Source organism: Streptomyces sp. NPDC058864 (assembly GCF_042742985.1).
In the GTDB taxonomy this organism is placed as follows: domain Bacteria; phylum Actinomycetota; class Actinomycetes; order Streptomycetales; family Streptomycetaceae; genus Actinacidiphila.
In genome coordinates this window covers 116,805-136,295 of sequence record NZ_JBHYMQ010000007.1, presented here as the reverse complement: position 1 = coordinate 136,295, position 19,491 = coordinate 116,805, and the positions used below count along the sequence as shown (strand labels likewise).

Genomic DNA, 19,491 nt, shown 5'->3' with positions numbered 1-19,491 from the left:
CGCCGTGGTGAAGACTTGGACCCGCCGCAGCCGTACTCCGCACTCGGGAGGAACCACCATGTCCACCACGCCGCACTCCACCACGCGGGTCGCGCACACCGTCTGGGACGGCAGTCTGACGGAGGGCAGCGGGGTCGTGACCCTCGACTCCTCCGGCATCGGGGAGTACCCGGTGACCTGGGTCGCCCGCTCGCAGGAGCCGGGCGGGAAGACCAGCCCCGAGGAGCTCATCGCCGCCGCCCACTCCAGCTGCTTCTCGATGGCCCTGTCGGCCGGCCTGGGCAAGGCGGGCACCCCGCCGACCCGGCTGCGCACCCAGGCCGACGTCACCTTCAAGCCGGGCACCGGCATCACCGGCATCCACCTGACCGTCGAGGGCGAGGTGCCCGGGATGGACGAGGCGGAGTTCGTGAAGGCGGCCGAGGACGCCAAGGCGAACTGCCCGGTGAGCAAGGCGCTGGCCGGTACGGAGATCACGCTCACGGCCTCGCTGGCCTGACGCCCCCCGGCGCCGCAGGCGCCGCACCATGTGCACCGCCCATCGAAACGTTTCGGTTTCGGTGGGCGGTGCCATATTGTCGTTGGGATACGAAACCGTTTCGCAGGGGACGAGAGACGGAGCACGGAACATGACGACCGACGCGAGCGCACCGGCGCGCCGCACGCGGCTGACGCCCGAGCGGGAGCAGGAGCTGTACGGCGCGGTGATCGACCTGCTGCGCGAGGTCGGGTACGACGCGCTGACGATGGACGCGGTCGCCACCCGCACCCGGTCGAGCAAGGCCACCCTCTACCGGCAGTGGAAGAGCAAGCCCGAGCTCGTCGTGACCGCGCTCAGGTGCACCAAGCCGGTGCACGTCGAGAACGTCGACACCGGTTCGCTCCCCGGCGACCTGCACGAGCTCGCCGACCGCATCGGCGACGGCTCCGACGTGGACACCCCGCTGATCCGGGGCCTGGCCCACGCCTCCGCCACCAACCCCGACCTCGCCGAGGCGATGCGCCAGCACCTGATCGAGCCCGAGCTCACGGGGGTGCGGCAACTGCTGGGGCGGGCCGCCGACCGCGGTGAGATCGACGCGGCCGTCCCCGCGGCCGAGTTCATGCCGCACATGATGCTCGGCGCCGTGATAACCCGCCGCCTGCTGGAGGACGTGGAGGTCGACGCGGCGTTCATGCACCGCTACATCGACGCGGTGGTGCTTCCCGCGCTCGGTATCGCCCCCAGGTGACGCCTGCGGCGCGGGCCGTTTGCCGTGTGCGGGTCGTTTGTGGTTGCGGTTGGGGTTCTTTTCCCGCCCGCCCTCCCGTTGCCCCGGTGCGGTCAGTGCGGGTCTGCGCTCTGTCCGTCTGTGAGTCGGTGGCGCGCCGGCGCACGTCCTCAGCGCTCGCGGATTCGCCGGATCATTCCGTCCCGGGTCCGCCGCTCGTCGCTTCCGGGCGCACCCCGCCACACCCCCTCCCGTCGTGTGGGCGACTGACGCCGGTGGGGGGTGAGTAAGGCACCTGCGGCACCCCCGGACCGACTCATCGCCCACCCTCCGGCCGTCATGCGCCCGATTGCCCCGGTGCGGTCAGTGCGGGTCTGCGCTCTGTTCGTCGGCGGGTCGGTGGCGCGCCGGCGCACTCCCCCAGCCTTCGGCCGGGGGACCCCTATGGGCGCACCCCGCCACACCCCCTCCCGCCGTGTGGGCGCATGACGGCCGGTGGGGGTGAGGAAGCGGTCCGGGGTTGCCGCACACGCCCTACTGACCCCCCACCGGCCGTTGGTCGCGCAACTCGCGGAGGGGGTGGGGTCGTAGGGGTGGGCGTTCTGGACGCTGACGTGTATTTGTTGTGCGGCAGAGCGGCGCCCATTCGGATTGCCCGCCATGCACATAAATATGCCGTACAGAATGCCCACCCCGGAGGCCCCGCCCCCGGCCCACCCAACGAACCCGGCGAGACCCGCACCAACCAACCGGGTGGGGGTCCCCCCGGCCGAAGGTTGGGGGAGGGCGGGCGGGCGGGAAAAGAACCCCAACCGCAACCACAACGCACCCGCACACGGACAAACGGCCCGCGCCGCAGGCGTCAGTCGCTGACCGTGCTGCGCGGCCGGTACTCCAGGTCCTCGTACTCGGGGTGGTGCGCGATCCAGCCCGCGATGAACGGGCAGGCCGCCAGCACGCTCTGGCCGCGCTCGCGGGCCTCGTCCAGCGCGTGGCGGGCGAGGGAGGAGCCCACGCCCCGGCCCTCGAACTCCGGGTCGACCTCGGTGTGCAGGAAGGCGACCATCTCGGGGGTGCGGATATATGTGGCGAAGCCCGCAAGCCTGCCTTCGACGTGTGCCTCGTAGCGCCGCGCGCCGGAGGCGTCCGTCACCTTGGCGTCGCTCTTCACGACTGGTAGCCCTCCACGGTGCGCGAGGAGCGCACCCTCGCTTCGCCCGGGTCGCCGCCCGCGTCGGTCTTGGCGCGGCGCTGGCGGAGCAGGTCCCAGCACTGGTCGAGCTCGCGCTCCAGCGCGTCGAGCCGCGCCCGTTCGGTCTCGCTGTCCATCTGCCCCTCGCTGAGGAGCTCGCGCAGGGTCCTCTCGTCGGAGACCATCGCGCTGATCCGTTCCAGGATCGCCTTCTCGGGGCGATCTCCCGCGTGCTGCTCGGCCACGGCCCGCACCTCCTCGCTCGTCGGCACCCACTCTAGGCAGCCGGTTGCACCCATGCGATCGAAACACTTGCGTTTCGATAAGGAGGCCTCTAGTCTCGACGTGTACGAAACGGTTTCGTATCGCGCCGGGTTCCCGGCGTTCCGGGGCACTCGCTGCCCTCCCCGCGACCGACTGGAGCGCGTCCCGCATGTCCCAGAGCACCGCCGACCCGAAGGCCGGCACCGCCGAACCTCCCGTGGCGGCCGAGACCGCGGCCGGGCAGAAGGCAGGTGAGGCCCCGGCGACGCAGCGCTGGTGGGTCCTCGCCGTCATCGGCATCGCGCAGCTGATGGTCGTGCTCGACGCGACCATCGTGAACATCGCCCTCCCCTCCGCCCAGGCCGACCTGGGCTTCACCGACGGCAACCGGCAGTGGATCGTCACCGCCTACGCCCTGGCCTTCGGCAGCCTGCTGCTGCTCGGCGGCCGGATCGCGGACCTCTTCGGCCGCAAGACCGCCTTCCTCATCGGCGTCGCGGGGTTCGCGGCGGCCTCCGCGCTGGGCGGCGTCGCCGGCAGCTTCGAGATGCTGGTGACCGCCCGGGCCCTGCAGGGCGCCTTCGGCGCGCTCCTCGCGCCCGCCGCGCTCTCGCTGCTCACCACGACGTTCACCGACGCCAGGGAACGCGCCCGCGCCTTCGGCATCTACGGCGCCATCGCGGGCTCCGGGGCGGCCGTCGGCCTGCTGCTCGGCGGCGTGCTGACCGAGTACCTGAACTGGCGCTGGACGCTCTACGTCAACCTGGCCTTCGCTCTGGTCGCCTTCCTCGGCGGCGCGGCCCTGCTGCGGCGGGCGAGCCGCCGTCCCGGCGCGACGATCGACCTGCCCGGCACCGCGCTGGTCTCCGCCGGGCTGTTCGCCGTCGTCTTCGGCTTCTCCAACGCCGAGAGCCACGACTGGAGCTCGCCGCAGGTGTGGGGCTACCTGGCCGCGGGCGCGGTGCTGCTGGCCGCCTTCACCTGGTGGCAGACCCGGGCGCGGCACCCGCTGCTGCCGCTGCGCGTGCTGCTCGACCGCAACCGGGGTGCCTCCTTCGCCGCCTCGCTGGTCTCCAGCGCCGGCATGTTCGCGGTCTTCCTCTTCCTCACCTACTACCTGCGGCTCACCCTGGGCTTCTCCGCGGTCAGGACGGGTCTGGCCTTCCTCCCGCTGGTCGGCGCCCTGATGGTCGGCGCACAGGTCGCCACCACCGTGCTGGTGCCCCGGGTCGGACCGCGGCCCGTGGTGCCGGCCGGCTTCGGCCTCGCGGCGGCGGGCCTGGCCTGGCTGACCGGGCTCGGCCTGGACAGCGGTTACGCGGCCGACGTGCTGCCGCCGCTGCTGGTGATCGGCCTGGGCATGGGCCTGATCTTCCCGCCCGCCATGAACCTGGCCACCACCGGTGTCGGGGCCGAGGACGCGGGCGTCGCCTCCGCCGCCGTCAACGCCATGCAGCAGGTCGGCGGTTCGATCGGCACCGCGCTGCTGAACACCCTGGCCACCGGCGCCGCCACCGACTACGCCCTGGCTCACCGCACCGATCCGCTGGTGAAGGCACGGGCCGCCCTGGAGGGCTACGCGACGGCCTACTGGTGGGCCGCGGCCTTCTTCGCGGCCGGCCTGGTGATCAGCTTTCTGATGTACCGGCGCGGAATTCCTGCTCAGGACGGGAATGCTGAGGCCGCCCCGGTCGTCCACATGTAGGGGGACTGAGCTGCGGGGCCGCCCCTGAGCGGTGGGAAGGCCCCGCACGCGCCGACCCGTGGGGACGGGGTGCGGTGCGACGGAGGGCCCGGTGCCGGAGTCCGTGGTTGTACACGGAAGCCGCGCCGGGCCTTTCCCATGCGATTCCACGGCGATCCGGGGTAGGCGGGGCGGATGTGACGGAATCCGCGTGCGGTGCGCCGCAAAAGGGAACCTATGGTCAGTTAATGTGCGTTTTTACTGGTCCACAGGGTTTCGTCGAAAGGCCCCTCGGTTGAACCTGCTCGACCTCCTGCTGCTGGTGCTCACCGTCGCCTACGCCGTCGCCGGCTTCCGGCGGGGACTGGTCGCGGGCTGCATCTCGCTCGCGGGCTTCCTCGGTGGTGCGGTGGTCGGCGTGTGGCTGCTGCCGTACGTGCTGCAGTACGTCGAGCCGGGCACGCCGCGGGCGACGCTGGTCGCGCTGCTCACGGTCCTGGTACCCGCGGCCGGCGGGCACGCCCTCGCCTCCGGGGTGGCCTGGAAGGCGCGCACCGGTCTGGACTGGGGTCCGCTGCGCTGGGTCGACGGAGTGGGCGGCGCGGTGGCGAACGCGGTGGCCGTGCTGCTGGTCGCCTGGGTGGCCGCGAGCGTGCTGGTGACGTCCTCCTCCAGCGTGCTGTCCCAGTCCATCCGGGGGTCCGAGGTGCTGGGCGCGGTCCAGGACACCATGCCCCGGCAGGCGCCGACCTGGTTCAGCAGGGCGACCAGCGCACTGGCCGAGGCCGGGTTCCCGCAGGTGTTCAACCCCTTCGAGTCCGAGCCCGTCAACGGGGTGCCCGCGCCCTCCGGGGACAACGTCACCGCGGCCGCGGCCGGGGCCGCCGCCCGCAGCACCGTCAAGATCGAGGGCGTCGCCTTCGTGGACGGCCGCCGCCAGGGCCAGGAGGGCACCGGCTTCGTCTACGCCGACGAGCACGTGATGACCAACGCCCACGTGGTGGCCGGGGTGGACGAGCCCGCTGTGCAGGTCGGCGGCATCGGGCGGGCCTACCGGGCCACCGTCGTGCTCTTCGACCCCGGCAAGGACATCGCCGTCCTGGACGTCCCGGGGCTGAACGCGCCCGCGCTGAGCTTCACCGACGACGCGGTGCGCGGCGACGGCGCCGTCGTGGCGGGCTATCCGCAGGACGGCGGCCTGGACCTGCGCGCCGCCACGGTGGCCGGGCGCATCAGGGCCACCGGTCAGGACATCTACGGCGACGGCACCGTCACCCGCGACATCTACCAGGTCCGGTCGGTGGTCCGCCCCGGCAACTCCGGCGGCCCGCTGCTGGACACCTCCGGACGCGTCTACGGGGTGGTCTTCGCCCGCTCCACCGCCGACTCCACGACGGGCTACGTGCTGACCGCGGACGAGGTGCGCTCCGACGCGCTGCGCGGGGCGCGGGCCACGCAGCCGGTGGACACCGGCGACCGCGCCGCGCTCTGATCGCGGTGCCGTGATCACCCGGCCGCGGCGGGCCTGCGGATAAGTTCGACGTTAGACTTTCCATTCACGCGGAAAACCGGACGTAACCAGCGAAACCGTCGAGCGTCGTCCGGCGCCGAGCCGGACGAGGACGACCGCGGCCGAGCACGCGGGAGTGGTGCCTGCGTCATGATCTCCATCCTCTTCGCCGTCCTCGCGGCCTGCAGCAACGCCTTCGGCACGGTGCTGCAGCGACGCGCGGTGCTCACCGTTCCCGCCTCGAAGTCCCTGCGCCTCGGTCTGATGAAGGACCTGCTGCGCACCCCCGTCTGGCTCGCCGGCATCCTCGGCGTCATCCTCGCCGCGATCTTCCAGGCGCTGGCGCTGGGCACGGGGTCGCTCGCCGCGGTCCAGCCGGTGTTCATCCTGGAACTGCCGCTGGCCCTGGTGATCGGCGGCATGGTCTTCCACGTCGAGCTGTCCCACAAGGCCTGGGTCAGCGTGGCGTGCATCGCGGGCGGCCTGGCGCTGTTCCTCTTCTCGATGGCGCCCAGCGGCGGGCGGGAGCAGGTGCCAGGCATCTGGTGGGTGCCGACGCTGCTGATCGTCGGAGGGCTCGGCGCGGTGCTGGTGCTCGCCGGTCTGCGGCGGCCCAACGGCCTGATGCGCGCCGCCTGCCTGGGCGCCGGGGCCGCGGTCGGCAACGCCCTCACGGCCGCGCTGATCAAGTCCTCGATGGACATCCTGGAGCACCAGGGGGTGGCGGCCTGGCTGCTGTCCTGGCAGACCTACGCCTTCGCCGCGGCCGGCGGTTTCTCGCTGTTCCTGCTGGGGACCGCGATGCAGGGCGGACCGCTGATCGCCTCCCAGCCCGCCCTGACGCTCGGCGACGCGGTCGTCGGCTTCTGCCTCGGGGTCACGCTCTACGGCGAGCAGCCGCGCACCGGTTTCTGGCTGCTGCCCGCGCTGGCGGGGTTCGCGGTGCTCAGTTACGGCGTCTTCGCGATGTCCCGCACGCAGTGCCTCTACAAGTGCGTCCACCCCGAGGAGCACCTGGCCGGCCGGGCCGGGGAACCCGCCGCCGCCTCGACGACCTGAACCGTGCGCGGACGCCCCGGGACCGGCCGGTCCCGGGGGCGTCCGCGAACGGGGCGCCGGTCGTCAGTGGCGCGGGGCGGGGTAGGCCTTGGGCAGGCGCATGCCGCGGTCGGCCATGATCTGCCGGACGTGGTTGGGGTAGTCGGTGATGATGCCGTCGATGCCCATGTCCATCAGGGCCTCGATGGTCGGGTTGTCGTCACAGGTCCACGGGATGACCTTCAGGCCGCGCGCGTGGGCGTCGTCCACCATCTTCTCGGTGACGTAGAACGTGAAGTTCGGGTCGGCGATGGTGCCGTTCTGCGGCATGCCGTAGACCGGGGAGAGCGCCTTGACGCCGGGGATCGCGGCGGCGGCCCTGACGAAGTCGCCGTCGTAGTCGTCGGCGTCGATGCCGCCGAGCCACGGGGAGGCGCCGGGCTTGCCGACCTGGAGGAAGTCGTAGTTGGTCAGCGCCACCAGGGGGTACTTCGGCGCGAGCTTGTGCATCTCGTTCAGGGCGCCCCAGTCGAAGGACTGGATGGTGACCTGCTTCTCGATGCCCGAGCGGTGGATCTCCTCGAAGACACGGCGCACGAACAGCTCGCGCGGCGCGGTCTGCTCGGGGGCGCCGGCCTCCACCTTGGTCTCGATGTTGAGCTTGACCTTCTTGGCCTTGTAGCTCTTGACCAGGCCCAGGACGTCCTTGAGCTCCACCATGCGGTGGCCCTTGATCTGCTCCTGCTCGGGGAAGCCGGGCAGCTGCTGGTAGCCGCAGTCCATCGTCTTGATCTGGGCCAGCGTGAGGTCCTTGATGTACTTGCCGACGTACGGGTACATCGGGTCGCCCGGCGTCACGGGGCCGGTGTCCTTGCACTTCTGGGCGCTGATCTGGCGGTCGTGGTTGACGACGACCTTCTGGTCCTTGGTGACGTGGGTGTCCAGCTCCAGGGTGCTCACCCCGAGGCGCAGGGCCTTGCCGAAGCCCTCCAGGGACTCCTCGGTGGTCATGCCGATGCCACCGCGGTGGGCCTGCAGGTCGAAGTCGGCCTTGCGCGAGTGGCCGTGGTCGTGGCCGTGGCCGGCGGTGGCCGCCTGGGCGGCGGTGGGGACCACGAGCGCGGGTACGACGGCCAGGGCTGCGATTGCGTGCCGGAGGGACATTTACACCTCGTCTACATCGGGCGAACGGGACCTCGTGACGCTAAGCCGCAGGTCGAGCGTGTACGAAGCCCGCGCATGAGGGCATGGTGAACGCCCGGGGAACGATCGTTCCCCGGGCGTGGGCGCCGGTCGCGGCCGGCGTCAGTCGAGCAGGCCGTCGTAGTCCGGGAGCTTGAAGGTGCGCTCGGCGTGGCCGCCCACCAGGTCGGTGGTGTTGTTGCCGATGTTCGCGACGATCGCGTAGCCGCGCTTCTCGATGGCGGCGCGCTGTGCCGTCTTGTACGCGCCGACCTCGTCGAAGAGGTCCGGGATCGAGCGGCCGTACAGTCCCGCGACGGGGTATCCCTCGTGTTCGAGGTTGTGGAGGGTGGCCGGGTGGATGAAGTCCGGGCGCGCGGTGACGAAGAAGACGTCCACACCACGGGAGTCCGCGTAGCGGGCGAGGTCGCGCGTCGGTGCCACGGCCGGTGGGAACCACCAGTCGAAGTACGTCTCCAGGGAGGTGTTGTCGATGTCCAGCACGATCGCGAGCTTCTCGCCGGGGCGCGCGGCGGACGTGCGGTCCTGGACGTAGGCGCGTGCCTGGTCGATCACGGGGCGTACGTCCCGCAGCCAGGTCTCGTGGTCGACCGCGGCGGCGGTGGCGGTGGCGGAGGCCGTCGTGGCCGCCGCCACCGTGCTGCCGGTGCGCTCGGCGGCGTGCGCGCCGGCGGGGAGCGCGAGGCCGGACACCCCGGCGGCGATGATCGCGGCCACGAGGACGCCGCGTCTCCGGTAGAGGGTTTTGAGGGTTGTCATGCACCGTACGGTCGCTGGTGCGGATGAGCGGAAACCGGCGTGCGGATTACCGGTAGGTAACTATCGCTGGGGCTGGGGCAATTGACCGGCGAAGGCCACGAAGGCGGTCCAGGCGTCCGGCTCGAAGGCCAGGACGGGGCCGGACCGGTCCTTGGAGTCCCGTACGCGGACGGAAGCCGGGCTGAGTGCGACTTCCACGCATTCGCCGCCGTCGCTGCCGCTGTGACTGGACTTGAACCACACGAGAGCGCTCACAGTTCACCCGCAATCTGCTCGATCAACTTCGCTGAGTCCTCGGGTGTGAGGGCCTGCGCCCGGATCATGCCATGGCGCTGGTGGAGCAGACTGACCCTTTTCCGGTCATCGGTGAGCAGGCCCCCGACCTGTCCTTCAGCGTAGGCGAGCAAGTGGCGTTCGGGGTTCTCCAGGAAGGTGAAGGGGCCGTCCAGGCCTGCGTGCGCCTCGTACCGGGCCGGCATGACCTGGATCTGGACGTTGCGCCGCCGGCCCACCTCGACGAGGTGCGCCAACTGCTCCCTCATCACTGCCGGTCCGCCCGCGGGGCGGCGAAGCACCCACTCCTCCAGGACGAAGGAGAGCATGCACACCGGCCTGCGGGTGATCAGGGCCTGACGGGCCAGCCGGTCCTCGGTCCAGCGCTCGGTCTCGTCCTCCTCCAGCGCCGGACAGCGGGCGCCGAACACCGCGCGCATGTAGGCCTCGGTCTGCAGCAGCCCCTTGATGACGTGGGAGTCGTAGGCGCCCAGGCTCAGCGCCCGGGCCTCCTCGTCCGCGTACTCCCCGTACCCCACGGGCAGCTTCTCCCGGGACAGATGGGGCGCCACTGCCCTCAGCACCCCGGGTGAGCCCAGCAGTTGCTCGGCCCGCTCGATGAACGCCGTACTGGCGATGCGCTCCCCGCACTCGATCTTGACGGTCTGCGACTTCGAGTAGCCCGTGTGCGCCGCCACCGCGTCCAGGGTGAGCCCCCGGCCCTCGCGCAGTGCCTTGAGCAGGTCCCCGAAGATCCTCATGCTCACCGAGCGCTTGTCCTCGACCGTCATGCGGCCACCCCCGTCCGGCTCACCTGATGTCGTCCCGGGCGCCACGCTAAGCACGCGGCGGTGGGCGGCACGCCGGGAACCGGCGCGATTCACCCGACCCGGGGAAACGGCCGGCCGGTGTGACGCGGGTCATGTCGCCGGTCCGATGAGTTCGCGGCCGCCGCGCGGTCAACCGGGCATGACGCAGAACGCGAAGGGCCCCGCGAGTTACTTTCCGTCCATCGAGAAGAAGTACGGCCGGCCGGTCGGGGAATGGAAGGAGCTCATCCGCTCCTCCCCGCTGACCCGGCACATGGAGCTCGTCGGCTGGCTGAAGACCGAGCACGGCCTCGGGCACGGCCACGCCAACGCGCTGGTGGCGCACACCCTCGCGGAGGGCGAGGGCGCGTCGTAGCGCCGGGTCACTCCGGCAGCCGGGTTCCTTCCGGGAGCAGTACGCCGAAGTCGTCCGCCAGGACCCGCAGCACCTCGTCCGCCCCGGCGAGTTCGCGCTCCTTGCGGGTGCCGTCGGCGGCCGTCTCCGTCAGGCGGCGTCCGGTGAGGGAGAGGTGGGCGTCGCCGGTGGTGCGCTGGACGTAGACGCCGCGGGAGAAGGGGGAGCGCGGATTGGTCGCCACGTGCCAGTTGATGACCTCGTAGTCGGGGGCCTGGAAGGGCTCGACCGTGAAGGCGTACTGGTCCTCCCAGCCGCCGTCCGCGGGGCCGGGCAGGTGGGCCTGGAGCTTCCACAGTTCCAGCGGGCCGTCGTGCGGCGCGTGGACCAGCCGGTGGCGGCGCGGTTGGTCGTGCAGCTCGACGTCCGCGACCAGCGGCAGGGGCTCCAGCAGGCCGCCGATGCTGCCGAAGCCGACGTCGCCGACCCACGGCACCGGCTCGCCGGGCACCTCGGTGAGCATGAGCATGTGCGTACGGGGGCGGACGTCCCCCGGCTTCGCCCCCACCAGGACGCGGGCGGTGAGCAGCGTGACCCGGAACCCGAGGGCGGTGAGCGCCGCGGCGAACAGGGTGTTGTGCTCGTAGCAGTAGCCGCCGCGCGTGCCGCGGACGAGCTTGGCCTCCAGGTCGGGCAGCGCGAGCGAGGGCGCGCGGCCCAGGACCGGGTCGAGGTTCTCGAACGGGATGCCCAGCAGGTGGGCGCGGTGCACGGACCGCAGCACCTCCGTTGTGGGACGGCGTTCCCCGGCCCAGTCGATGCGGGCGAGATAGGCATCGAGATCGAGGGTCATACGACCACAGTACGGATGCCCGGCACCCTCCTCGCCCCTGGGCGGGAGGCGCTTGTGCGGGTGGGGGCGGCGGTCGGCGGGGTCGGTGATCGTCCGGTTGTCGTGCCGGGGTGGTCCGGGCGACGGTGTGCGGCGGGGTTCCCCCTGGACGCGGTCGTCTGTGGATCGACCCGTGCGGCCGGGACCCGCCCGGGGAGCCGCCCGGCCACGCGCCCGTACGGTCTCCGGCGGGCGGCGCGCGTGGTCACCGCCCGCGCGTGGTCACCGCTTGAGCTCTTCGCGCAGCCTGCGGTCGATCGCCAGGGCGAGCTCCGCCTCGACGACGGCCTGCACCAGGGGGCGCAGCCGGGCGATGGCCTCGGTGAGCCGCGTGGTGTCGCCGGACTGCAGGTCGGCCTCCGCGTCCGGCAGGACGTACGTGCGGGCCAGCTCGACGAAGAGCTCGGCGAGCAGGTCCATGCGGCCCCGCATGTCGCGTCCGGCGGCGAGCACCTCGGCGAGCGGAATGCCCTCCTGGACGAGCCCGGCGGACGCCTCCAGCAGCCGGCGGCTGACGTGGACGACGTCGTCGCCGTCGACGGCGATGTAGCCGATGTCCAGGGCGGTGGCCAGGTTCTCCGCGGTGGCCTGGTCGCCGTAGTGGTCGGCGAGGCCCTCGGGGGTGAGCCGCAGCGGCTCCTCCTCCGACCAGCGGGTGGGCAGTCCCGGGTCCAGGCCCAGCAGTTCGCCGACGTCGCGGCGGCCGCTCTCCCAGGCGTCCATCAGCTCGGCGATGCCGCCGAGGGTGTGGCCGCGCTCCAGCAGGGCCGTGATGGTCCGCAGCCGGGCCAGGTGGTGGTCGTTGTACCAGGCGATCCGGCCCTCGCGGCGTGGCGCGGGGAGCAGCTTGCGCTCCCGGTAGAAACGGACGGTGCGGACCGGGACACCGGCCGCCTCCGCCAGCTCGTCCATCCGGTACTCGCGCTCGTGCGTGGCCACGCCGGTCAGCCTATGCGGTGTGCGCGGCACATCGCGCGGCCCGACATCTACCGCTGGTAACGCCTTCTGGTCTACGCTCCGAACCGCGCCAGTGAACACTGGCGCAATTCGGCAGCGGGGCGGCACCGAGAGGCGGCGGTATGGCCGGACACAGCGAACACGTGCGGGTTGCGGTGATCGGATCGGGGTTCGGCGGACTCGGCGCCGCCGTCCGGCTGCGACGCGAGGGGATCACCGACTTCGTCGTGCTGGAACGCCGGGACTCCGTCGGCGGGACGTGGCGGGACAACAGCTACCCGGGGTGCGCCTGCGACGTGCCCTCGCACCTGTACTCGTTCTCCTTCGCGCCCAACCCGCAGTGGCCGCGCACCTTCTCGGGCCAGCCGCACATCCGGGCCTACCTGGAACGGGTCGCGGACACGTTCGGCCTCCGCCCGCATCTGCGCCTCGGCACGGAGGTGACCGAGGCCCGCTGGGACGCCGGCGCCCGGCACTGGCGCATCACCACCTCTCGCGGCGAACTCACCGCCGACGTCGTGGTCTCCGCCACCGGGCCGCTGTCCGACCCCAGGCTGCCGGACGTGCCGGGCCTCGACGCCTTCCCGGGACGGGTCTTCCACTCCTCGCAGTGGGACCACGACTTCGACCTCAAGGGCAAGCGGGTCGCCATGGTCGGCACCGGGGCCTCCGCGATCCAGATCGTGCCCGCGATCCAGCCCGAGGTGGAGAGCCTGACCGTGGTGCAGCGGACGCCCCCGTGGGTGATGCCGCGCATGGACCGCGGGATCAGCCGGGCCGAGCGGTGGCTGCACGACAAGGTGCCCGCCACCGCCAAGGCGCGGCGCGGACTGCTCTGGCTGATCCGCGAGTTCCAGGTCGGCGCGTTCACCAAACGCCCGGCGATGATGCGCGGCGCGCAGGCCATGGCCGCCTCGCACATGCGCAAGGCCGTCAAGGACCCGGCGCTGCGGGCCAAGCTGACCCCCGACTACCGGATCGGCTGCAAGCGCATCCTGCTGTCCAACGACTACTATCCGGCGCTCGCCCGGCCCAACACCGAGGTCGTCGCCTCGGCGCTGAAGGAGGTGCGCGGCTCGACCCTCGTCATGGCCGACGGCACCGAGCGCGAGGCCGACGCCATCGTCTTCGGCACCGGCTTCCACGTCACCGACATGCCCATCGGTGAGCGGGTGTTCGGCGCCGACGGCCGCTCGCTGGCCGAGCACTGGAAGGGCGGCATGGCCGCGCTGCGCGGTTGCGCCGTCGACGGCTTCCCCAACCTGCTGTTCGTCATCGGGCCCAACACCGGCCTGGGCAACAGCTCGATGATCCTCATGATCGAGTCCTCGCTGAACTACGTCGTCGCATACCTGCGCGCCCTGGACACCACCGGGGCCGCCGCGCTCGACGCCCGCCCGGAGGCCGTGCGGTCCTGGAACGACGAGGTGCAGCGCCGCATGACCCGTACGGTGTGGAACACCGGGGGCTGCGTCAGCTGGTACCTGGACGAGCAGGGCCGCAACACCACCGTCTGGCCCGGGACCACCGCGGAGTTCCGGCGTGCCACGCGCCGGCTGGACCTCCAGGAGTACGAGACCGTGCCGGCCGGCGCCCCCGAGGAACGCGCGGAGCGCGTGGAGGTGGCCTCGTGACCGCGTCCGTCTTCGACCTTCCGGCCGCCCGGCGCACGCACTCCGTGCGGTCCGCGGACGGCACCGCGATCCACGTGGAGGAGTACGGCCCCGAGGCAGGCACCGCACCCACCGTGGTGCTGATCCACGGCTGGACCTGCAGCACCCTCTTCTGGGCCCCGCTCATCCACGAACTCGCCGGGGAGTACCGGGTCGTGGCCTACGACCAGCGCGGCCACGGCGGCAGTGGCACCCCGCGCCGCGGCGGCTACGGCACCGGCGCGCTCGCCGACGACCTCACCGCGGTCCTGGAGGCCGCCGTCGAGGGCGACGAGAAGGCGGTGCTGGTCGGCCACTCCATGGGCGGGATGACCGCGATGGCGGCCGGCGACCGCGCGGCCGTGCAGACCCGCACGGCCGCGGTGCTGCTGGCCAGCACCGGCAGCGGGCGGCTGCTCGCCGAGGCCGCGGTGCTGCCGCCGCGGGTGCGCAGCAAGCGGGTGCGCGATGCCTTCCACCGCTTCCTGCTGGTCAGTTCGGCACCGCTGGGCCCGCAGTCCGCGGTGACCCGGGCCGCGCTGAAGTACGGGATCCTGGGCGCGGCGTCGAGCCGGGAACTGGTGGCCGCCACCGCCCGCATCGTGCACGCCTGCGGGCGTCGGCAACGCGCCGCGTGGGGCCGGGTGCTGGCCGGGCTCGACCTGGACGCGGGCGTCTCCGCGCTGCGCGCGCCCACCGCCGTGCTGGTGGGCGGCGCCGACAAGCTCACCCCGCCGGTGCACGCCCACGGCATGGCCGCCCGGCTCTCCCGCTTCGCCGGGCTCACCGAACTGCCGGGCCTGGGCCACATGACGCCGCTGGAGGCGCCGGCCGCGGTGGCGGGCGTCGTACGCACTCTCGTCGAGGACCATCTGCGGCCGGGGGCCCAGGTCAAGGAGGAGACGGCATGAGCAGGTCGCTGGACGGGCAGGTCGCGGTGGTGACCGGCGCCGCCCGCGGGGTGGGGGCGCTGCTGGCCCGCAAACTCGCCGCGCGCGGCGCCCGGTTGGCCCTGGTGGGGCTGGAGCCGGAGGAACTCCGGCGGGTCGCCGGGGAGATCGGTCCGGACGCGGGGTACTGGACGGCCGACGTCACCGACCGGGAGGCGATGGCCCGGGTGGCCGCGGAGGTCCTGGAGCGCTACGGCCGGGTGGACGTCGTGGTCGCCAACGCCGGTGTGGCGACAGGTGGTCCGTTCCCGGACGTGGACCCCGCCGACTTCGAACGGGTCATCCAGGTCAACCTGCTGGGCAGCGTGGTCACCGCCCGTGCGTTCCTCCCGGCGCTCCTCGCGTCGCGCGGCTACCTGCTGCAGATCGCCTCCCTCGCCGCGATCACCCCGGCGCCGCTGATGACCGCGTACTGCGCCAGCAAGGCGGGGGTCGAGGCCTTCGCGCACTGCCTGCGCGCCGAAGTCGGCTTCAAGGGGGTCAAGGTCGGTGTGGGGTACCTGAGCTGGACCGACACCGACATGGTGCGCGGCGCCGACGAGGACGAGGTGATGCGCGAGGCCCGCGCCCGGCTGCCCTGGCCGGCCAACCGCACCTACCCGCTGGAACCGGCGGTGGAGCGCATCGCGGACGGCGTCGCGCGCCGCTCGTCGCATGTCTACGCCCAGTGGTGGCTGCGCGGAATGCAGTCCGTGCGCGGGTACTTGCCCGGTCTGATCGGGGGTGTCCTGGGGCAGCGCGAGATGCGCCGCCAGGAGCCGAGGATCGCCGCCGCGGGGGGCGTCCGGCACGGACTCGTCGGCCGTGGCGGTGCCGCCGACGAGCGCGCCCGGTCGGAAAGGCCCGTCTGACCAGCGCCGTTCACGGACCGCGTTCGTCCGAAATGCGTACTGTGTCCGGCCGTGTCAGCCTGATGGAGGCCCATTCCGCACATCACGAAGGAGTGATCATGGGCAAGAACGACCCCACGCGAAACAAGGCCGGGCAGCAGCAGCACCGCCCGCAGGCTCAGCCCCAGGGGCAGGAGCGCATCGGCCAGACCCGTGAGCGTGCTCAGGGCATGGCCGGTGACCCGATGCGCCAGCAGGGCAAGCCGCAGCACCGCGAGCCCGGCCACGGCCAGCCGTCCAAGCCCGAGTCGATGCCCAAGGGCGACCGCGAACGCCGGCGTTCGCCTGAGGAGATCGACGAGCGGCGGGACCGGTCCTGACCCGCGTGGTCCAGGCCTGAACGAGGAGGGGCGCGTCCGTACCGGGCGCGCCCCTTCCGTCGGCCTCCGCGGGACCCCCGGCCACGGCGGGACCTCCGGCCGCCCCCGGCGGGGAGGGCCGGCTCAGGGACGCGGGGGGAGCGGGGGCCGCCGCCGGTCCGGGCGGTCGGACAGATCGGGCGGTGTGGAGGCCGGGTGCTTCTCCAGCAGGTCCAGTGCCGTCTGCACGGCGACCTCCAGGTCGGTGCGGCGGCCCTCCGCCCAGTCCAGCGGAGTGCGGATGACCGGGATGTCCGGTTCCACGCCGTAGTTCTCCACCGCCCAGCCGTAGGCCTCGAACCAGGCGGCGTTCATCGGCACCGTGATGACCGTGCCGTCGCCCAGCCGGTGCCGGCCGGTCATGCCGACCACGCCGCCCCAGGTGCGGTGGCCCACCACCGGGCCGATGCCCAGCAGCCGGAAGGTGGCGGTGATCATGTCGCCGTCGGAGGCCGTCGCCTCGTCCGCCAGGGCCACGATCGGGCCCCGCGGGGCGTTGCCGGCATAACTCACCGGCTGCGCGTGGCGGGTGTGGTCCCAGCCGAGGATCTTGCGGGTCAGGCTCTCCACCACCAGGTCGCTGATGTTGCCGCCCGCGTTGCCGCGCACGTCGACGATGAGCGCCGGATGGACGATCTCGATGCGCAGGTCGCGGTTGAACTGCGCCCAGCCCGAGCCCCCCAGGTCGGGGATGTGCAGATAACCGCACTTCCCCTCGCTCAACGCCCGTACCACCGCGCGTCGTTTGGCCACCCAGTCCTGGTAGCGCAGCGGCCGCTCGTCCACCAGCGGCACCACCGCGACCCGGCGCGGATGCCCGCCGTCGGGCGGGGCGAAGGTCAGCTCCACCGTGGTGCCGCCCGCGGCCGACAGCAGCGGGCCGGGCCCGGCCTCCGGGTCGACGGCACGCCCGTCGACATGGGTGAGCGCGGCGCCCTCCAGGATCCCGGTGCCGGCCAGCGGCGAACGGGCCTTGGAGTCCGAGGACTCCCCGGGCAGGATGCGCGTGACCACCCAGCGGCCGTCCTTGGTGTGGACGAAGTTGACGCCGAGCAGCCCGATCGGCCGCTGGTAGTGCGGCGGCCCCTCGCTGCGGCGGGCGGACGCGACGTACGCGTGCGAGGTGCCCAGTTCGCCGAGGACCTCCCGCTGCAGGTCGGCGAACTCGTCCGGGGTGGCGACCCGTTCCACCAGCGGACGGTACTGGTCGAGGATCGCCGGCCAGTCGATGCCGCACATGTCCGGCGCCCAGAAGTAGTCGCGGATGATCCGCCCGGCCTCGTCGAACGCCTGCCGCCACTCGGTGGGCGGGTTCGCCTCGTGCAGGATCCGCCGCATGTCGATGTAGACGGTGGAGTCCAGGTCGCCCGGCTCGTACGCCGGGACCACCGTCAGGTCGCCCTCGTCGAAGACCACCAACTGCGTGCCGTCGCCGCTGACCCGGTACCAGTCCATGTGCCGCACCAGCTCGACCCGCTTGGACTTGGCCAGGCCGAAGTACTCCAGCGTGGGGCGGGCCGAGGGGTCGGTCGGGTTGACGAAGGTCTCGCCGAGCGCGCCGGAGATCGGCCAGCGCAGCCAGGTCAGCCCGCCGCGCACCGCCTCCAGCGAGCTGTACTTGGAGGCCGGCACCGGGAAGGGCGTCACCCGCATCGGCAGCCCGGCCGCCTCCACCGCCAGCGGCCCCTCGGCGAAGCCGGTCGGATCCAGCCCGCCCCCCGGCGGCCGGCCCTCCACGGGCAGCGCGAAGGGCGAGGGCGTCGCCGAGTGCAGTGGTACGAGGTGCGGGCGGCAGCCCAGCGGGAAGGACAGGTCGCCGGTGTGGACGTCGTAGACGGGGTCGAAGCCGCGCCAGGACAGGAAGGCCAGGTAGCGCCCGTCGCGGGTGAAGACCGGCTGCTCGTCCTCGAAGCGGCCGTTGGTGACGTCGATGAGGGTGTGCTTGCCGGTCTCCGGGTCCGGGCTGAGCCGGGCGATCCGGATCTTGCGCAGCGAACGGCCGATGACGGGGTGGGACCAGGCGATCCAGTTGGAGTCCGGGGAGAAGGACAGGTCACGGACGGGGCCGTTGGAGGAGCGGACCAGCTCGGCCACCATGCCCGACTCCGCGTCGACCATCAGCAGCCGCCCGTCGTGGGAGGCCACGGCGAGGATCTGGCCGTCCGGGGAGGGCACCAGTTCGTGGACCCGGCCGAGCAGTCCGCACGCCAGCCGTGTGCCGCCGCTGCGGCACGGGGGGCGCGGCACGGTCTGCCCCTCGGCGGACGCGAGGTCCTGCGCCGTTTCCCCCTCTTCCGCGGCTTCCCCTTCCGCGGCTTCCCCTTCCGCGGCCTCCTCCTCCGCGGCCCGCAGCGCCTGCGCGACGGCGTCGTCGGCGTCGGCGATGTCGGCGGCGGCCAGCGCCGCGGGGCGGCCCGGCAGCGCCGCGATCTCGATGGCGTCCTCGCCCTCGGCGTCGGTGACGAAGGCGATCCGCCCGGTGTCGCCCAGCATGACCGGCAGCCGGACCCGTGACCCGGGCTCGTCGGAGATGGTGCGCGCCGGCCCGTCGCGGTGGGTGAGCCAGTACAGGCTGCCGCGTACGCACACCGCGCTGGCACGGCCGGTGCGGTCCACCGCCAGCCCGTCCAGGTACGCCGAGGCCGGGACCTGGTACGGCCTCCGCCCGGCGCGCGGGCCGCCGAGGTCGACGGCGAGGCGGCGCGGCACCGATCCCGGGCCGAGGTCGTCGACCAGCCACACCTCGCCCGCGCACTGGTAGACCACGCGCGTGCCGTCGGTGGCGGCGCTGCGGGCGTAGAAGTCGGCGTGGTCGGTGTGCCGCCGCAGGTCCGTACCGTCCGGCAGGCAGGAGTACAGGTTGCCGATCCCCTCGTGGTCGGAGAGGAAGGCGATCCGCCCCGCGACGAACATCGGCGACTCCAGGTGGCCGTCGACCTCCGGCACCAGCCGGCGGCACTGCAGCCACAGCCGCCCGGTCGCCCCGCCCCGGTACCGCTTCCACGAGGCCGGCTCGTGCGGCGCGGTCGCCGTCAGCAGCAGCGTCCGGTGTCCGCCCTCGTCGCTGTCGTCCACGGCGATGTCGGACGCCGGGCCCCAGGGCAGGCGGCTGCCCGGGCCGCCCTCGTCGGGGACGGCGTAGGCCCAGGTGTAGTGCGAGAACGGTTCGCCGTGGGAGGAGACGGCCAGGATCCGGCCGTCCGGCGTCCAGGAGCGCACACGGCAGTCGGTGCTGCCCCAGTAGGTCAGCCGGCGGGCCGGGCCGCCCTCGACCGGCGCGACGTACACCTCGGGATCGAGGGAGCGCCAGCTGTTGAAGGCGATCACCGAGCCGTCGGGGGAGAACCGCGGATGCCCGACCCGGATCCGGTCGGCCGTCACCCGCCACGCGCGCCCCTCGTCCAGGGGCGCGACCCAGATGTCGTCCTCGGCGACGAAACAGAGCCGCTCGCCGTGAACATGCGGAAACCGGAGGTATGCGGCGTCGCTCACT

The 19,491-nt window shown here is 72.7% G+C and carries 19 protein-coding genes; 10 read left to right on the top strand and 9 right to left on the bottom strand.

All coding sequences use genetic code 11. From position 1 onward, the window contains the following. Nucleotides 1–58 precede the first annotated feature (58 nt). Together ACFW3D_RS08345 and ACFW3D_RS08340 are read left to right on the top strand one after the other, a co-directional pair. On the top strand, nt 59–499 hold the full coding sequence (locus tag ACFW3D_RS08345) for an OsmC family protein (RefSeq protein WP_018559864.1): 441 nt from the start codon (nt 59–61) through the stop codon (nt 497–499). Between the two features lie 130 nt (nt 500–629). Further along, nucleotides 630–1,232 (top strand): TetR/AcrR family transcriptional regulator, encoded by a 603-nt coding sequence (locus tag ACFW3D_RS08340; RefSeq protein WP_500502768.1) that lies wholly within the window; start codon nt 630–632, stop codon nt 1,230–1,232. Nucleotides 1,233–2,073: 841 nt separating this feature from the next. Here the strand turns inward: ACFW3D_RS08340 and ACFW3D_RS08335 are convergent. Both ACFW3D_RS08335 and ACFW3D_RS08330 read right to left on the bottom strand, forming a co-directional pair. Next, nucleotides 2,074–2,382 (bottom strand): GNAT family N-acetyltransferase, encoded by a 309-nt coding sequence (locus ACFW3D_RS08335; protein ID WP_500502766.1) that lies wholly within the window; start codon nt 2,380–2,382, stop codon nt 2,074–2,076. Beyond that, on the bottom strand, nt 2,379–2,648 hold the full coding sequence (locus tag ACFW3D_RS08330; protein ID WP_500502765.1) for a DUF2630 family protein: 270 nt from the start codon (nt 2,646–2,648) through the stop codon (nt 2,379–2,381). The genes ACFW3D_RS08335 and ACFW3D_RS08330 overlap by 4 nt, the downstream gene beginning before the upstream one ends. 188 nt (nt 2,649–2,836) lie before the next feature. Between ACFW3D_RS08330 and ACFW3D_RS08325 the strand changes: the two genes are divergently transcribed. The 3 genes from ACFW3D_RS08325 (at nt 2,837) to ACFW3D_RS08315 (ending at nt 6,920) form a co-directional block, all read left to right on the top strand. Continuing rightward, nucleotides 2,837–4,372 carry an MFS transporter gene (locus tag ACFW3D_RS08325; protein WP_500502763.1) on the top strand — a complete coding sequence of 512 codons (1,536 nt, stop codon included), beginning with the start codon at nt 2,837–2,839 and terminating at the stop codon, nt 4,370–4,372. Nucleotides 4,373–4,646: 274 nt separating this feature from the next. Further along, nucleotides 4,647–5,843 (top strand): MarP family serine protease, encoded by a 1,197-nt coding sequence (locus ACFW3D_RS08320; protein ID WP_500502761.1) that lies wholly within the window; start codon nt 4,647–4,649, stop codon nt 5,841–5,843. A gap of 168 nt (nt 5,844–6,011) precedes the next feature. Beyond that, nucleotides 6,012–6,920 (top strand): DMT family transporter, encoded by a 909-nt coding sequence (locus tag ACFW3D_RS08315; RefSeq protein ID WP_500502759.1) that lies wholly within the window; start codon nt 6,012–6,014, stop codon nt 6,918–6,920. 63 nt (nt 6,921–6,983) lie between these two features. On the opposite strand, the gene ACFW3D_RS08310 is transcribed toward ACFW3D_RS08315, so the two are convergent. From ACFW3D_RS08310 to ACFW3D_RS08295, 4 genes are all read right to left on the bottom strand, one after another. Further along, nucleotides 6,984–8,063 (bottom strand): glycerophosphodiester phosphodiesterase family protein, encoded by a 1,080-nt coding sequence (locus ACFW3D_RS08310; protein ID WP_500502757.1) that lies wholly within the window; start codon nt 8,061–8,063, stop codon nt 6,984–6,986. Between the two features lie 141 nt (nt 8,064–8,204). Beyond that, nucleotides 8,205–8,861 (bottom strand): HAD family acid phosphatase, encoded by a 657-nt coding sequence (locus ACFW3D_RS08305; protein ID WP_500502755.1) that lies wholly within the window; start codon nt 8,859–8,861, stop codon nt 8,205–8,207. Nucleotides 8,862–8,921: 60 nt separating this feature from the next. Beyond that, entirely contained in the window at nt 8,922–9,116 is a 195-nt protein-coding gene (locus ACFW3D_RS08300) for a DUF397 domain-containing protein (protein ID WP_500502753.1), read from the bottom strand. Beyond that, nucleotides 9,113–9,925, bottom strand: a complete 813-nt coding sequence (locus tag ACFW3D_RS08295; RefSeq protein ID WP_500502751.1) for a helix-turn-helix domain-containing protein — start codon at nt 9,923–9,925, stop codon at nt 9,113–9,115. The genes ACFW3D_RS08300 and ACFW3D_RS08295 overlap by 4 nt, the downstream gene beginning before the upstream one ends. Nucleotides 9,926–10,103: 178 nt before the next feature. On the opposite strand from ACFW3D_RS08295, the gene ACFW3D_RS08290 reads away from it, so the two are divergent. Next, nucleotides 10,104–10,319 carry a DUF4287 domain-containing protein gene (locus ACFW3D_RS08290; RefSeq protein ID WP_500502749.1) on the top strand — a complete coding sequence of 72 codons (216 nt, stop codon included), beginning with the start codon at nt 10,104–10,106 and terminating at the stop codon, nt 10,317–10,319. A gap of 7 nt (nt 10,320–10,326) precedes the next feature. Here ACFW3D_RS08290 and ACFW3D_RS08285 read toward each other — a convergent pair whose 3' ends face one another. Further along, a complete protein-coding gene (locus ACFW3D_RS08285; RefSeq protein ID WP_500502747.1) occupies nt 10,327–11,151 on the bottom strand; it encodes an arylamine N-acetyltransferase family protein in 825 nt (274 codons plus the stop codon). Between the two features lie 261 nt (nt 11,152–11,412). Next, on the bottom strand, nt 11,413–12,102 hold the full coding sequence (locus tag ACFW3D_RS08280; RefSeq protein WP_500502902.1) for a MerR family transcriptional regulator: 690 nt from the start codon (nt 12,100–12,102) through the stop codon (nt 11,413–11,415). Nucleotides 12,103–12,269: 167 nt separating this feature from the next. Between ACFW3D_RS08280 and ACFW3D_RS08275 the strand changes: the two genes are divergently transcribed. The 4 genes from ACFW3D_RS08275 to ACFW3D_RS08260 all read left to right on the top strand — a co-directional run bounded on the left by ACFW3D_RS08275 (nt 12,270) and on the right by ACFW3D_RS08260 (nt 15,959). Then, nucleotides 12,270–13,781 (top strand): flavin-containing monooxygenase, encoded by a 1,512-nt coding sequence (locus tag ACFW3D_RS08275; RefSeq protein WP_500502745.1) that lies wholly within the window; start codon nt 12,270–12,272, stop codon nt 13,779–13,781. Next, nucleotides 13,778–14,710, top strand: a complete 933-nt coding sequence (locus ACFW3D_RS08270) for an alpha/beta fold hydrolase (RefSeq protein WP_500502743.1) — start codon at nt 13,778–13,780, stop codon at nt 14,708–14,710. Before ACFW3D_RS08275 ends, ACFW3D_RS08270 begins: the two co-directional genes overlap by 4 nt. Then, a complete protein-coding gene (locus ACFW3D_RS08265; protein ID WP_500502741.1) occupies nt 14,707–15,600 on the top strand; it encodes an SDR family oxidoreductase in 894 nt (297 codons plus the stop codon). The genes ACFW3D_RS08270 and ACFW3D_RS08265 overlap by 4 nt, the downstream gene beginning before the upstream one ends. A gap of 98 nt (nt 15,601–15,698) precedes the next feature. Continuing rightward, a complete protein-coding gene (locus ACFW3D_RS08260) occupies nt 15,699–15,959 on the top strand; it encodes a hypothetical protein (protein WP_500502740.1) in 261 nt (86 codons plus the stop codon). Between the two features lie 123 nt (nt 15,960–16,082). Here the strand turns inward: ACFW3D_RS08260 and ACFW3D_RS08255 are convergent, their stop codons facing one another. Continuing rightward, nucleotides 16,083–19,490 carry a S41 family peptidase gene (locus ACFW3D_RS08255; protein WP_500502739.1) on the bottom strand — a complete coding sequence of 1,136 codons (3,408 nt, stop codon included), beginning with the start codon at nt 19,488–19,490 and terminating at the stop codon, nt 16,083–16,085. Nucleotide 19,491 lies beyond the last annotated feature (1 nt).

Excerpts from the sequence above, each read along its gene's own strand:
- ACFW3D_RS08345 (WP_018559864.1), top strand. The coding sequence starts at position 59 with ATGTCCACCACGCCGCACTCCACCACGCGGGTCGCGCACACCGTCTGG.
- ACFW3D_RS08340 (WP_500502768.1), top strand. The coding sequence starts at position 630 with ATGACGACCGACGCGAGCGCACCGGCGCGCCGCACGCGGCTGACGCCC.
- ACFW3D_RS08325 (WP_500502763.1), top strand. The coding sequence starts at position 2,837 with ATGTCCCAGAGCACCGCCGACCCGAAGGCCGGCACCGCCGAACCTCCC.
- ACFW3D_RS08315 (WP_500502759.1), top strand. The coding sequence starts at position 6,012 with ATGATCTCCATCCTCTTCGCCGTCCTCGCGGCCTGCAGCAACGCCTTC.
- ACFW3D_RS08310 (WP_500502757.1), bottom strand. The coding sequence starts at position 8,063 with ATGTCCCTCCGGCACGCAATCGCAGCCCTGGCCGTCGTACCCGCGCTC.
- ACFW3D_RS08305 (WP_500502755.1), bottom strand. The coding sequence starts at position 8,861 with ATGACAACCCTCAAAACCCTCTACCGGAGACGCGGCGTCCTCGTGGCC.
- ACFW3D_RS08295 (WP_500502751.1), bottom strand. The coding sequence starts at position 9,925 with ATGACGGTCGAGGACAAGCGCTCGGTGAGCATGAGGATCTTCGGGGAC.
- ACFW3D_RS08290 (WP_500502749.1), top strand. The coding sequence starts at position 10,104 with ATGACGCAGAACGCGAAGGGCCCCGCGAGTTACTTTCCGTCCATCGAG.
- ACFW3D_RS08285 (WP_500502747.1), bottom strand. The coding sequence starts at position 11,151 with ATGACCCTCGATCTCGATGCCTATCTCGCCCGCATCGACTGGGCCGGG.
- ACFW3D_RS08280 (WP_500502902.1), bottom strand. The coding sequence starts at position 12,102 with ATGGACGAGCTGGCGGAGGCGGCCGGTGTCCCGGTCCGCACCGTCCGT.
- ACFW3D_RS08275 (WP_500502745.1), top strand. The coding sequence starts at position 12,270 with ATGGCCGGACACAGCGAACACGTGCGGGTTGCGGTGATCGGATCGGGG.
- ACFW3D_RS08265 (WP_500502741.1), top strand. The coding sequence starts at position 14,707 with ATGAGCAGGTCGCTGGACGGGCAGGTCGCGGTGGTGACCGGCGCCGCC.
- ACFW3D_RS08260 (WP_500502740.1), top strand. The coding sequence starts at position 15,699 with ATGGGCAAGAACGACCCCACGCGAAACAAGGCCGGGCAGCAGCAGCAC.